This window comes from Geobacillus sp. FSL K6-3411 (assembly GCF_037965715.1).
In the GTDB taxonomy this organism is placed as follows: Bacteria; Bacillota; Bacilli; order Bacillales; family Anoxybacillaceae; genus Geobacillus; species Geobacillus thermodenitrificans.
Map to the genome: position 1 here is coordinate 2,893,862 of NZ_CP150187.1, position 12,443 is coordinate 2,906,304.

Annotated in this window: 12 protein-coding genes; 3 read left to right on the forward strand and 9 right to left on the reverse strand. The window is 53.6% G+C overall.

Going from position 1 to position 12,443, the window contains the following annotated elements; all coding sequences use genetic code 11:
- Positions 1-52 precede the first annotated feature (52 nt).
- From NSQ22_RS14680 to pepV, 4 genes are all read right to left on the reverse strand, one after another.
- Entirely contained in the window at positions 53-994 is a 942-nt protein-coding gene (locus NSQ22_RS14680) for a hypothetical protein (RefSeq protein ID WP_008880932.1), read from the reverse strand.
- An 11-nt stretch (positions 995-1,005) separates the two neighbouring features.
- The gene (thpR, locus tag NSQ22_RS14685; RefSeq protein WP_060476118.1) at positions 1,006-1,584 is read right to left on the reverse strand and encodes an RNA 2',3'-cyclic phosphodiesterase; all 579 of its coding nucleotides are present in this window, start codon (positions 1,582-1,584) and stop codon (positions 1,006-1,008) included.
- Complete coding sequence (locus tag NSQ22_RS14690; protein ID WP_060476119.1) at positions 1,581-2,777, reverse strand: MFS transporter; 1,197 nt, start codon at positions 2,775-2,777, stop codon at positions 1,581-1,583. Before NSQ22_RS14690 ends, thpR begins: the two co-directional genes overlap by 4 nt.
- 82 nt (positions 2,778-2,859) lie before the next feature.
- Positions 2,860-4,272: a dipeptidase PepV gene (pepV, locus tag NSQ22_RS14695; protein ID WP_078172648.1), complete on the reverse strand. Its 1,413-nt coding sequence runs from the start codon at positions 4,270-4,272 to the stop codon at positions 2,860-2,862.
- Between the two features lie 249 nt (positions 4,273-4,521).
- Between pepV and NSQ22_RS14700 the strand changes: the two genes are divergently transcribed.
- Positions 4,522-4,743, forward strand: coding sequence for a DeoR family transcriptional regulator (locus NSQ22_RS14700; protein ID WP_008880936.1), 222 nt, complete (start codon positions 4,522-4,524; stop codon positions 4,741-4,743).
- Between the two features lie 97 nt (positions 4,744-4,840).
- On the opposite strand, the gene NSQ22_RS14705 is transcribed toward NSQ22_RS14700, so the two are convergent.
- On the reverse strand, positions 4,841-5,587 hold the full coding sequence (locus tag NSQ22_RS14705; RefSeq protein ID WP_008880937.1) for a pseudouridine synthase: 747 nt from the start codon (positions 5,585-5,587) through the stop codon (positions 4,841-4,843).
- 102 nt (positions 5,588-5,689) lie between these two features.
- Between NSQ22_RS14705 and NSQ22_RS14710 the strand changes: the two genes are divergently transcribed.
- The gene (locus tag NSQ22_RS14710; RefSeq protein ID WP_008880938.1) at positions 5,690-5,890 is read left to right on the forward strand and encodes a hypothetical protein; all 201 of its coding nucleotides are present in this window, start codon (positions 5,690-5,692) and stop codon (positions 5,888-5,890) included.
- A gap of 105 nt (positions 5,891-5,995) precedes the next feature.
- On the opposite strand, the gene NSQ22_RS14715 is transcribed toward NSQ22_RS14710, so the two are convergent.
- Entirely contained in the window at positions 5,996-7,621 is a 1,626-nt protein-coding gene (locus NSQ22_RS14715) for a polysaccharide biosynthesis protein (RefSeq protein ID WP_060476120.1), read from the reverse strand.
- A gap of 114 nt (positions 7,622-7,735) precedes the next feature.
- Between NSQ22_RS14715 and NSQ22_RS14720 the strand changes: the two genes are divergently transcribed.
- A complete protein-coding gene (locus NSQ22_RS14720) occupies positions 7,736-9,037 on the forward strand; it encodes an NAD(P)/FAD-dependent oxidoreductase (RefSeq protein ID WP_060476121.1) in 1,302 nt (433 codons plus the stop codon).
- A 132-nt stretch (positions 9,038-9,169) separates the two neighbouring features.
- Here the strand turns inward: NSQ22_RS14720 and NSQ22_RS14725 are convergent, their stop codons facing one another.
- From NSQ22_RS14725 to leuS, 3 genes are all read right to left on the reverse strand, one after another.
- Positions 9,170-9,349, reverse strand: coding sequence for a sporulation protein Cse60 (locus tag NSQ22_RS14725; protein ID WP_008880941.1), 180 nt, complete (start codon positions 9,347-9,349; stop codon positions 9,170-9,172).
- Between the two features lie 241 nt (positions 9,350-9,590).
- Positions 9,591-9,905, reverse strand: a complete 315-nt coding sequence (locus NSQ22_RS14730) for a rhodanese-like domain-containing protein (protein WP_029760579.1) — start codon at positions 9,903-9,905, stop codon at positions 9,591-9,593.
- A 63-nt stretch (positions 9,906-9,968) separates the two neighbouring features.
- Positions 9,969-12,386: a leucine--tRNA ligase gene (gene leuS, locus NSQ22_RS14735; RefSeq protein WP_008880943.1), complete on the reverse strand. Its 2,418-nt coding sequence runs from the start codon at positions 12,384-12,386 to the stop codon at positions 9,969-9,971.
- Positions 12,387-12,443: the final 57 nt, after the last annotated feature.

Consider the following 12,443-nt stretch of genomic DNA (forward strand, 5'->3'; position numbering starts at 1 on the left):
AAGGGCGGTGCCAAAAAATCGGCCGGTTCGCCCCATCGATGCACAGATGCTTTTATTGTTGCCATTCTTCGTTGTAAATATTCCCATCAAGGCGGGGGCTGTAAAAACTGGCGCAGTGGCCAAGCAACGCCTCAGCCGCCTTCAACTGCTGATGCCGAAGCGGAAGGGCTGAGCGGCGCAAGCGGGAAAACCATTGTTCATAATTTCGTTTATCAATATAGTGAACAAAAGGAAAAAGATTGCTATGGTCAATGTAGCCATAGCGGTTTAACAGCACAAGATGAATCGGCCAATCGATTTGATGTTTTTGGAAAATATCAGAAACGACTTGCCCTGTCCGGCGCAGCGACACGACCGGGTTCACCCGCTTAACCTCTTTCATTCCGGCCCGCTCCGTCCAAAACCGGTCTGCGGATACGATCACAATATTGTCCGGACTTCCCTCGACAAAGGCGATGCACCAAGCCGCCGTCGGCGTCAGGATGACCGTCTCGAGCTCGACCTGCGCCTTACCGGCCATAACGACCGGCTGGTAAAAACATAAATACGTATCCGGAAACCGCTGCAAAAAATACTTCAACGTTTCATCGCGATACAGCTCGTCGTCAAGCGGAGAAACGTACATCATCGTCGAACTGGCCCATTTCAGCTGAAGCTGAAACAATTCGTCAAGAAATTGACGCTTCAGCTCCTCAACGGTGGCCGCACGGTTGACCATCGCAATAGCGGCTGGCGCCTCTTCTTCCTCTTCCAATGCCGTGTCGCGCCGCCACCGCTTTACGAGCCGTTCCCACCATGATGGTTCGTTAAGCAAAAAATCCCACGTCTCTTCCGTGCCCGTTTGAACGCTCATGCCAGCATCGTGTGCCGCTTCCCACCGTGCTTTCGCCTGTTCCCACTGCCGTTGTTTCAGCCGGATAAATTCCGGCACATAATAATACACATCCGTTTCATAGCGGGAGATACAATCCCGCATTTTCACAAGCTGTCCCATACCCTCACCTACTATTGGTTGCCCTCCGCCGGTGCACCCAGCAGCGGAAACGAGGCGATCACTTCATATTTTGGCGTCTGGTGCATATTTGTCCGGTATAGCACAATCTCCGGCACCGAAAACACCGCCGAAGCCGCCGGAAGCATACCGAGCATTTCCGGCTTAAACGGCTCGGCGCCTTGCCATTTGCGAGCGATCGTAATATGCGGGGCAAACGGCCGCCGGTCGAGAGAAAAACCGAGCGTTAAGCAAGCCTCATACACATCGCGCCGCAGCGCATTGAGCGTTTCCTCCGCTTTGACTCCTTGCCAAAAAATGCGGGGCGCTGTGCGCTCTCCGAACGTTCCGAGCCCGTCAAGTTGAAGGGAAAACGGAGCGTAGCGGGCTGCGGCTGCCGCTACCTTTTCACATAGCAGGTCCATTTTCTGTGGCGGCACATCCCCTAAAAATGCAAGGGTAATATGGTAGTCTTGTTCATGCACCCATGTACGGAACGGAAGCGATGATGCCATATCGCCCGCAAAACGGGCAATCGCTTGTTTCGCCTCCGCCGTCAGCGGAACGGCAATAAAATAATGGTTGCGTTTCATCCTCTCTCACCTGCCGATTGGTCGTCTCGTTCTAGTTTGGCAAGCCAAAGCAATACGAACACGCCAGCGAGCGTGCAAGCGCCAAAAAACAAATAAACCGTGCCAATGTGCCACCGCTCAAGCAAATACCCGCCCAAAAGCGTGCAAAACCAAGCGCCAAGGCCGTTGCTGACTGCCGAGTAAAGGGACACCGCCGTCACCTGCACCCGCTCTGGCACCAAGCGACGCGCATATTGGAGCGCGGTCGGAATCGACAGTCCAACGGAGCAGCCTTGCACGATCGTTGTCATATAGACAAACCAAAGCGGTGGATCGGCGGCATATGACAGCCAGCGGACCGCCGATATTAGCGCCGCCAAAATAAGTAGGCGCGCCATGCCAAACCGGCGGATGAGCCGATCCGTCGCTTTCATAAACGGCGCCTCACTTCCGGCAGCAAGCAAAAAGGCGAAGCCGACGCCAGTCAGCGTACCGCCGAGTTCATGAATCAACAGCCCGAAATACGAATTGTTGGCCAAAATCGGACCGAACAACAAAAACGCGGCCGTCAACAACAGTCGAAACGGGCGGAGCGAAAGCAGTCCGCCGATGTCACGCCACGTCAACCTCCCTGTCGACACCGCCGTCCGGTAGCGCGGCAGGCGAGCAGTCAACGCGGCTGCAGCTAACATCGCAAGCGAAAACGCATAAAAAATGACCGCAAAGGCGATACGTTCGGATAGCCATCCGACGACAAACACCGCCACAGCAAAGCCGATCGATCCCCATAACCGAATGGAGCCGTAGTTTCCGCCCTGTTCGTGGACATGGCGAAGGGCGAGGCTGTCCGAAATCGGAACGACAGCGCTCTGCGCCGCCGAAAGCAGCACCGTCAACGCAACAAAGGCTTCGTAACTGCCGGCGAATGAATACATGAGTCCGAACAACGCCGTCAAAACGAGCGTGATCATTAATATCCCGACCGGTTTGCGCGTATAGTCAGTCACCATGCCCCAAAGCGGTTGGGCGGCCATCGTCACGATCGGGGTGAGCGACATAATCCAACCGATGGCCGTCCCCGACAGGCGCGCTTCTTCCTGCAAATAGACAGACAAAAGCGGAGACAGCGCCCCAATGGCAAAAAAGATCAGAAAATAAAAGAGCGGAAACACCGTTTTTCGCGCCGCTGCTTCCCGTTTTAAGGCTGCTTCCATCCCGTTCTCCCCTTTCCTTGTCACAACATTGCTGTCTTGTGGGGCAACCATTCTATTTCTTAAGCCGTTCCGAAGCAGCGGTTTATTTGGCCAGCTCATAGATCGCCTGAGCGTAAATGGCAGTCGCTTTCACTAAATCGTCAATCTCGACATATTCATCTTTTTGATGGGCGACATCAGGGCGGCCAGGAAACAAAGCACCGAACGCCACCCCGGCGGTCAACGAGCGGGCATACGTGCCGCCGCCAATCGCCAACAGCCGACCAGGCTCACCGGTTTGTTCTTCATAGATGCGTTGAAGCGTGCGGATCCACTCATGATCCGGATCGACGTAATGCGGTTTCGTATCATGGAAACGCCCGAGCGTCAGGCCGCGTTCAACAGCCACGTTGGACAACGTTTGACGGATCGTTTCCCCGTCGGCCGTCACCGGATAGCGAATGTTCAACCCGATGGTCCCGCCCTGCGCACGGTCGTATGACAACACGCCGACATTCACGGTCAGCTCACCGCTCCGCTCATCCCGATACGCCAGACCGAGCTTCCGTCCGCGCGTGTCGCCGAAAAACGAGGACGCCACAAACTGGACAAACGGCCGGCTACCGCCATCTAGCGGAAGGCTCGCTAAAAATTGCGCCAAGTAGACGCCGGCATTTTTGCCGCGCTCCGGTTCGGCGCCATGAGCAGCCACTCCTTCCAGCGTAAGCACAGCCGCTTCGCCGCTATGGCGGATGTTCCCGTTTAATCCGTGGTCACGGCAAAAGCGCTCATACCGGCTAGACCATTCCTCCAGCCCGGCTCCTTCGACAACGGCTTCGGCCGCATCAGGCACCATATTGTAACGGCGGCCTGCTTGAAACGAGCAAAGCGTCATTTCTCCCGTTTCTTCGCTCCCCGTCAGCCGATATTGCAAATCAGCGTCAATAATCCCTTTTTCCGCATAAATAATCGGAAAATCAGCGTCCGGGACAAACCCAATGTCCGGCATCTCTTCATGCTTGAAATAATGGTCGACACACCGCCAATCGCTTTCCTCATCCCCTCCGATGATGAGACGAACCCGCTTGCTCAGCGGCAGGCCGAGTTCTTTCACGATTTTCATTGCGTAAAACGCAGCGATGGTCGGCCCTTTGTCATCGATGGCCCCACGCCCGTAAATGCGGCCGTCCCTCACATGAGCGGAGAACGGATCAACCGTCCAGCCATCCCCGGGCGGCACGACGTCGATATGGCCGAGCACACCGATAAGCTTCTCCCCTTGTCCCATTTCCACATGTCCGGCAAACCCGTCGACGTTTTTGACGCGAAACCCTTCCGCTTGACCGCGGGTTAACATATAATCGAGCGCTTCTGCCACTTTCAGTCCAAACGGCGCTCCTGGCTGCGCCTCGCTGTCATCACGAACGCTCGGAATGCGGACAAGCGCTTGCACATCGCGAACTAAATCGTCTTTCCGTTTCCGTGCCTCCTCAATCCAGTTGATGTTCAACGTCATTCTCCCTTTCTTTTTATCACTCTTTGTTGCCAACGTATCATATCAAAAAAAGGTTGTCAAAATTTTTCATTTGTCACAACTTCGTTTCATTTTTGCTACAAAATGTTTAAATTTTTCGTGAATATGTGCAAACGGGTAGCATTTCCCCAGCCATTTCGTGTACAATGGTAGTAAACAGATAAAAGACATCTCTCATCTAAAAGCTGTCGGTTGTGCCATGCGAATGATGCTAAGATAGGGAGTGGTCTTTTGAAACCTTCAACACACCGGATGCTTACCCGTATTAAATCCGTGTATATGTACATTAGCGAAAAAGGAACGGTTACGACCCAAGAACTTGTTGATGAGTTCGGCACCACCCCACGAACAATCCAGCGTGACTTAAACGTGCTTATGTACAATGATCTCGTTCGCAGCCCGAGCAAGGGCAAATGGACGACCACGAACAAAAAAGTGCGTATCTCTTCTTGAGCGGTGCCAACAGGGCAAAACAGGATGAGAGATGAATGCAGAATGTCTTTTCATAACGAACGAATATTCTTCACTTTTTCATAAAAAAGGAACCGTCTCAGGTTCCTTTTTTTTCATCCGCGTCCGCCCGATATTGCTTCAGCATCTCCACCTCTTCATCTGTCAATTCCCGATACTCGCCAACCGCTAAATTCGGATCGAGAGAAAGCGGCCCCATTTGCACCCGTTTCAAATAAACGACCCGCTTGCCGACCGCTTGAAACATCCGTTTCACCTGATGAAATTTCCCTTCTGTAATTGTCACTTCGACATCGGAACGCAGGCCGGATTTCAACACGACAAGCTCGGCCGGCTTCGTCTCATAGCCGTCATCGAGCACCACACCGCGCCGAAACGCCTCCACATCGTCTTCCGTCACCTCGCCATCAATGACGGCAAAGTACGTTTTCGGCACATGTTTTTTCGGCGCCAACAGCTGATGGGCGAGCTGTCCATCATTCGTCAACAACAGAAGCCCTTCCGTGTCTTTGTCGAGCCGCCCGACTGGAAACGGGTCAAACAGCCGATCTTCCTCTTCAAGCAAATCAACGACCGTCTCTTCCACAGCGTCTTCCGTCGCTGAGATGACGCCGGGGGGCTTGTTCATCATCAAATAAATGAACTGTTTATACTCGACCGTTTCTCCCCAGACGGTCACCGTCTGCTCGTCCGGCCGCACTTTCGTTTTCGGATCATAGACAGCAGCGCCATCCACTTTCACCAAGCCGGACTTCAGCAGCTTTTTTACTTCCTTCCTCGTCCCATAGCCCATATGGGCGAGCAGCTTGTCAATGCGCAGTTCCACGAAACTCCCTCCTAAAATATTCCTCTATTGGGCGTTTATCTAGTCCGCTTTTGCCTCCTCACCATACACTATGAGGGAAAGATACAGAAAGGAGATGTGTCGATGAACGAGTATTACTATTATGTTCCGACGTTTGACGATTACCGTCAACAGCCAGCAGGCCAGTTCTTGCCCATATGGCAATTTACCAACTGGGCGCGACGCATCGAGCAGCTCGAGCGCAATGTCGAACGGCTCAACCGGCAGCTCGAACGGGTGGACAGACGCCTCGATCGCATCGAGCGCCGACTCGGCCTTGCATAAACCGATGAGAAAGAAGGCGGATCACAAGACCGCCTTCTTCTCGTTTTGGCCATAAATCCGCCACTGCCAACGCAGATAGCGAAACCGGGAACTGATGAGCAAGAATTATGACACGGCCTTTTTCTCTTTCCGACGCCAAAAAGCAAACCGGTCGCCAAATAGCGCCACAAACAGCCCGGAGCGAATGCTGAGAAACAAGTACACCACCGCACCGGCCGCCACGCCAATCGCAGCAACGAACACCGCCTCCGCCGTTCCCTGGCGATAATCGACCCACTGCCCGACCAACGCCGCAACGACCATCACGGTCACCGACATCAACGCCGTCAAAATGGCCATAAACACCGTTCGGCGAAGGACAAAACGATAGCGATAGCGGGTGTACCGTTGAATCACCCATAAGTTGAACGCCACCGAGACGAAATACCCGGCCATCGTCGCAACAATGGCACCAACCGTCGCCCATTTCATAATCAACAGTGTGTTAAGCGACAGTTTCACAAGCAGGCCGGCCGCTAAACTAATGACCGTAAACCGCTGCTGGTTAATGCCTTGCATAATCGCGGACGTCACGGAAAATAACGCGTACAAAATCGCCGCTGGGGCGTACCAACGCAACACTTGCTCACCGAGCGGGTCATAGCTGTAAAACGAGCTGTACATCGGACCAGCGAGCACCGCCATGCCGATCACCGCTGGCATCGTTAAAAACATCAGCACTTGGAACGTCTGGTTCAAATATTGCCGCATGGCCCTCCGGTTTTGTTCAACATGTGCTTTCGTGATCGTCGGAATGAGCGCCAAGCTGAACGAGGTCGCCAACGTCACCGGGATGATGACGAGCTTTTGCGCCCACATATTGAACACCGAATATGCGTGTTCCGATATTTTTCCCAACCCTGCGGCAGCCATCGCGTGGTTGAACGTAAACTGATCGATGAGCTGATAAAGCGACATCGATAAGCCGACAAAGACGAACGGAATCGAAGAAAGGAGCAACTCCTTATACATCGCCGGGAGCGACACGCTCACTTCGCCGCGGTCGCGCTCGAGCAAGGAGCGCAAATACGGACGCCGCTTCCACCAATACACAACGAGCACCAACAACCCGCCGGCGGCGCCGACAAACGCGGCAAACGTCGCTGCACTCACGGCGGTGACGATCGAGCCGTCCCACATACGTAAAATGACATAACAAGCCCCAAGCAAAAAGGCAATGCGCACAACTTGTTCGACGACTTGCGACAACGCTGTCGGCCCCATCGATTCGTGTCCTTGGAAAAAGCCGCGGATCAAGCTCATCATCGGCACGATGATGAGCGCAAAACTGACCGCGCGAATGACAGCGACAACGTCATCGACCGAGTTGACGTTCGTTTCTGCATCGATCACATGTGGAGCCAAAATGGGCGCGAGCCCGTACAAAATGAGCCATGAGGCAATACCGCTCACCAACATAAGCACGAGGCCGGAGCGAAAGAGCGTATAGCCGACGCGGTATTCCTCAAGGGCATTGTATTTTGACACAAATTTCGATACGGCGACCGGCAGCCCGGCCGTCGCCAAACTTAAAAAAATTTGGTAAGGCACATAGCCGTATCCGTACAGCGCCCCACCCCGCTCACCGACAAGGTGATAAAACGGAATGACGTAAAACAAGCCGAGAAGGCGGGAAATCATCACACCAGCAGTTAAAATAAATGTGCCGCGCAGCAATTTCGATGTTGACATATGATCCCTTCCCTAACCGTGGACGTTGAAAATCGCAACATTCCTATTTTATCATAGTTGGCAACGGAACGAAAAACATTGTCTGCTTGTAGACAACGAAAGGATGGAATCCATATGGGATATGACGTCATCATCATCGGCGGCGGCCCGTCCGGGCTCATGGCGGCGATCGCTGCTGGGGAACAAGGAGCGAACGTACTGCTGTTGGAAAAAGGAACAAAGCTCGGGCGCAAGCTTGCCATCTCCGGCGGTGGGCGCTGCAATGTCACGAACCGGCTGCCGATCGATGAAATCGTCCGCCACATTCCCGGCAACGGCCGCTTTTTATACAGCGCCTTTTCCGTATTTAACAATGAAGATATCATCCGCTTTTTCGAACGGCTTGGCGTGCCGCTGAAAGAAGAAGACCATGGCCGCATGTTTCCCAAAAGCGACAGCGCCCAATCCGTCGTAACAGCACTCGTGAACGAACTCGGCCGGCTTAAAGTCGATATCCGGCTTGAGGCGCCGGTTGAGGATGTTCTGTATGAGCACGGAAAAACGGTCGGCGTCAAGCTAAAAAGCGGGGAGACAATCGCAGCAAACGCCGTCGTTGTCGCAGTCGGGGGCAAATCCGTGCCGCAAACCGGCTCAACCGGCGACGGCTATCCTTGGGCGGAAAAAGCCGGTCATACGGTGACTGAGCTGTTTCCGACCGAAGTGCCGATCGTATCGAACGAGCCGTTCATCAAAAACCGGACGCTGCAAGGACTGTCGTTGCGCGATGTGGCGCTGAGCGTCTTAAAGCCGAACGGCAAGCCGCTCATCACCCACCGAATGGACATGCTGTTTACCCATTTCGGTATTTCCGGCCCGGCCGCTCTCCGCTGCAGCCAATTTGTTGTCAAAGCGCTGAAAAAAGCTTCGGACGGCACGGTCGCCATGAGCATCGATGCGCTGCCGGATCTCACGCAAGAAGAGCTGTTTCAACGCTTAGCCAAATTATGCAAACAAGAACCGAAAAAAGCGGTAAAAAACATCGCCAAAACGGTGCTGCCGGAACGATACGCCGCCTTTTTGCTGGAGCGAAGCGGCATCGACCTGCAAGCGGCCGCCGGAACGGTGAGTCATGAAGCGCTGCGGGCGTTCGTCCGCTGTTGCAAACAGTTTACGTTTCACGTCCATGGCACGCTGTCCATCGAAAAAGCGTTCGTGACCGGAGGCGGTGTGTCAGTGAAAGAAATTGAGCCAAAAACGATGGCATCCAAATGTATGGGCGGTCTATATTTTTGCGGCGAAATTTTGGACATCCACGGCTATACGGGCGGCTACAACATCACCGCCGCCTTGGTGACCGGGCGGCTCGCCGGCATGAACGCCGCTCGCTATGCGTTGGAAGTGAAAAGCAGAGGAAGCATCGGCGCGGACAGCCGTTGATTGACGGCATACCAAACTAGGCGCAGCCGCTTTCCCACCGCCGGGGTGGACAACGGCTGACAGAAAGCTGGAAAGCCTCTTACAGACAGCTCGACCTTCCGGCTCCGCCTGCAACCGGGGCGGCCCGGCAAATTACGTCCGGTAAATGACCATGGCAGAAAAGCAATAAATTTGCTCGCCCTCTGATTCCATCGCCGCCACGCTGTATTTGACATCAATCAACTGCCCGTCTTTCAAGCGGGCTAAAAAATCATTGACGGCCGCCTCTAAATCTTTTTCATGTTCTTTGTCAAACACTTTCACTTTATACATGGCGATCGCCCTCCGTTTTTCTTTTTCCATTTCCACAAGGCAAGGGAAAGTTCCTGCCTAAGGAACGAAACGGGCTCGCCTTCTCCTTTTCACTGAGTTGACGGATCGGTAGGGCGGCACGTAACAAGCAGCGTGAAGCGGGAAAAAGAAAACGGCAGGCCGTCTTTACCGGCCATGCCGTTTTTTGTCCGTCTGCCAATCGCCCCGCCTGCCGGTTGACCGGCTAAGCGGAACCGTCACATTATTGCTTCGTCACTGTTTCCCCTTCCCACTCGAGCATGCCGCCGATCATGTTGCAGACGCGGTAGCCAAGCTCCTGCAAATAGCGGCAGACGTTTTCGCTCCGCCGCCCGGAGCGGCAGACGAAAATGTATTCTTCCTCCTTGTCAAGTTCGTCCAATCGGTTCGGAATATCGCCCATTTTGATATGTTTGGCACCTGGAATCATGCCGAGAGCGACTTCCTCGTCTTCACGCACATCGACAATGTTCAGCTTTTCGCCGCGTTCAAGCTTTTCTTTCACTTCCGCCGCGGTGATTTCCTTGATTTCTTCCATCCAAGTTCGCTCCTTTCATCCATATAAGAGGGTGGCAGCGGACTGCCCGCCCCACCCGTCTCGTTAGTTGGCGACGATATTGACGAGCTTACCAGGGACAGTGATCACCTTACGCACCGTTTTCCCTGCAAGCTGCTCTTTAATTTTTTCATCGGCGAGCGCCCGTTCTTCTAGCGCCTCTTTCGATAAGTCCGCCGGCACGTTCAGTTTCGCCCGCACTTTGCCATTGATTTGGATGACGATTTCAACGACGTCTTCGACGAGTTTCGCTTCGTCATATGTCGGCCATGGTTCATAGGCGATGGTGTCAGTATGGCCGAGCTTTTGCCAGAGCTCTTCGCCAATATGCGGGCAAACCGGCGATAAGAGCTTGACGAACCCTTCCATATATTCTTTTTTCATCTGCTCCGCTTTATACGCTTCGTTAATGAACACCATCAGCTGCGAAATGGCAGTGTTGAAGCGCAGCGCTTCGTAGTCTTCCGTCACCTTTTTCACCGTTTGATGGTAGACGCGCTCGAGCGTATCGTTCGCTGGCTCGTCAACGATGTTCGGGTTCAGTTGACCATCTTCGGTGACAAACAGGCGCCAGACGCGCTCTAAGAAACGGCGCGCTCCGTCAAGCCCTTTCGTCGACCAGGCGATCGACGCTTCAAGCGGCCCCATAAACATTTCATACAGCCGCAACGTATCCGCGCCATGGCTTTCGACGATATCATCCGGGTTGACGACATTGCCTTTCGATTTGCTCATTTTTTCATTGTTTTCGCCTAAGATCATCCCTTGGTTAAACAGCTTTTGGAACGGCTCTTTCGTCGGCACGATGCCAAGGTCGTACAACACTTTATGCCAGAAGCGAGCGTACAGCAAGTGCAAGACCGCATGCTCCGCCCCGCCGATGTAGACGTCAACCGGCAGCCATTGTTTCAACTTTTCCGGATCGGCGAGCTGTTTGTCGTTATGCGGGTCGATGTAGCGCAAATAATACCAGCAGCTTCCCGCCCATTGCGGCATCGTGTTTGTTTCACGCCGCCCTTTTTTCCCGGTTTTCGGATCAACAACATTGACCCATTCTTCGATGTTGGCGAGCGGCGATTCACCCGTTCCCGACGGTTTAATTTCATCCGTTTTCGGCAAGACAAGCGGCAATTCTTCTTCCGGCACCGTCGTCATCGTCCCGTCTTCCCAATGGATGACCGGAATCGGCTCACCCCAGTAGCGCTGGCGGCTGAACAACCAGTCGCGCAGCCGGTACGACACTTTCTTTTGTCCTTTTCCGTTTTCTTCAAGCCAGGCGATCATTTTTTCAATCGCTTCTTGTTTGTTCAAGCCGTTCAAAAACTCAGAGTTGATGTGCTCCCCGTCGCCAGTGTACGGCTCGTTTTCGACATTCCCGCCGGCAACGACTTCTTTAATCGGCAAGTTGAATGTTTTCGCAAACTCGTAGTCGCGCTCATCGTGCGCCGGTACAGCCATGATCGCCCCAGTGCCGTAGCCCATCAACACGTAGTCGGCGATCCAAATCGGCAGCTTGTCGCCGGTAACTGGATGGATGGCGTACGCACCAGTGAACACGCCTGTTTTTTCTTTCGCCAAGTCGGTGCGCTCGAGGTCGCTTTTGCTTTGCACTTCTTTTAAGTAAGCATCAACGGCTGGTTTTTGCTCCGGCGTTGTAATTTTCTCAACAAGCGGATGTTCCGGAGCCAACACTGCGTACGTGGCGCCAAACAGCGTATCTGGCCGCGTCGTAAATACTGTGAACGACTCGTCATGGCCGTCGACAGCAAACTCAATTTCCGCCCCTTCTGAACGGCCGATCCAGTTGCGTTGCATTTCTTTAATGCTTTCCGGCCAGTCAAGCTCCTCCAAATCTTCGAGCAGCCGGTCGGCATAGGCGGTAATTTTCAGCATCCATTGCCGCATCGGCTTGCGGATGACCGGATGCCCACCGCGCTCGCTCCGGCCGTTGATGACTTCTTCGTTCGCCAGCACGGTGCCAAGCGCCGGACACCAGTTGACCGGTACTTCGTCCATGTAGGCGAGCCCTTTTTCATACAGCTTCAAGAAAATCCATTGCGTCCATTTGTAATAGTTCGGATCAGTCGTGTTAATTTCCCGATCCCAGTCATACGAAAAACCAAGCGACTTAATTTGCCGGCGGAAGTTGTCGATGTTTTTTTGCGTAAATTCGGCCGGGTCGTTGCCGGTATCGAGCGCATATTGTTCTGCCGGCAATCCGAACGCGTCCCACCCCATCGGGTGAAGGACATTGTACCCTTGCATCCGCTTCATGCGCGCCAAAATATCGGTCGCCGTATACCCTTCCGGATGGCCGACGTGCAAGCCAGCGCCAGACGGATACGGAAACATATCCAACACGTAAAACTTCGGTTTATCGCTTTCATCCGGGGTGCGGAACGTTTTATGCTGTTCCCAATAATCCTGCCACTTTTTCTCAATTTCGCGATGGTTGAAACTCATCGTCGCACTCCTCCTCATCGATTTCTACTTTGCATCATTGACGGAAATATATATAAA

Coding starts and splice junctions, on each gene's coding strand:
- pepV (WP_078172648.1), bottom strand. CDS start 4,272: ATGACGTTGAACATCAACTGGATTGAGGAGGCACGGAAACGGAAAGAC.
- NSQ22_RS14710 (WP_008880938.1), top strand. CDS start 5,690: ATGAACGAGTATTACTATTATGTTCCGACGTTTGACGATTACCGTCAA.
- NSQ22_RS14725 (WP_008880941.1), bottom strand. CDS start 9,349: ATGTATAAAGTGAAAGTGTTTGACAAAGAACATGAAAAAGATTTAGAG.
- NSQ22_RS14730 (WP_029760579.1), bottom strand. CDS start 9,905: ATGGAAGAAATCAAGGAAATCACCGCGGCGGAAGTGAAAGAAAAGCTT.
- NSQ22_RS14720 (WP_060476121.1), top strand. CDS start 7,736: ATGGGATATGACGTCATCATCATCGGCGGCGGCCCGTCCGGGCTCATG.
- leuS (WP_008880943.1), bottom strand. CDS start 12,386: ATGAGTTTCAACCATCGCGAAATTGAGAAAAAGTGGCAGGATTATTGG.
- NSQ22_RS14680 (WP_008880932.1), bottom strand. CDS start 994: ATGGGACAGCTTGTGAAAATGCGGGATTGTATCTCCCGCTATGAAACG.
- NSQ22_RS14715 (WP_060476120.1), bottom strand. CDS start 7,621: ATGTCAACATCGAAATTGCTGCGCGGCACATTTATTTTAACTGCTGGT.
- NSQ22_RS14690 (WP_060476119.1), bottom strand. CDS start 2,777: ATGGAAGCAGCCTTAAAACGGGAAGCAGCGGCGCGAAAAACGGTGTTT.
- thpR (WP_060476118.1), bottom strand. CDS start 1,584: ATGAAACGCAACCATTATTTTATTGCCGTTCCGCTGACGGCGGAGGCG.